Genomic DNA, 278 nt, shown 5'->3' with positions numbered 1-278 from the left:
CCGCAAGGGCTGCGACGAAGCCACCCTTTCCGCTGTCGTGCGCATGTCTCCCCGCCGGGTGGTCTACGTCAGCTGCAACCCCGCCACCGCCGCAAGAGATGCTGCATGGCTGGAACAAAATGGATATCACGCAGAGAAGGTGCAGCCGGTGGATCTATTTCCAAGAACACGGCATTGCGAGTGTGTGCTGAGCCTTTCCAAGGTGTGAGGTTTGAAAAAATGGCTATTCCAAAATATAATGAACTTTACTCGCTGTTCCTCTTTGCAATTCAGGACGG

1 pseudogene is annotated in these 278 nt (G+C 54.0%); it reads left to right on the top strand.

The features are described 5' to 3' along the window. Positions 1–208 (top strand): annotated as a pseudogene (locus tag P6709_RS19875) (23S rRNA (uracil(1939)-C(5))-methyltransferase RlmD); the annotation flags it as partial. Positions 209–278: the final 70 nt, after the last annotated feature.

It is taken from the genome of Jeotgalibacillus sp. ET6, from assembly GCF_029667115.1.
Classification (GTDB): domain Bacteria; phylum Bacillota; class Bacilli; order Bacillales; family Jeotgalibacillaceae; genus Jeotgalibacillus.
The sequence above is the reverse complement of the archived record's forward strand: the minus strand, read 5'-3'. Positions and strand labels throughout refer to the sequence as shown.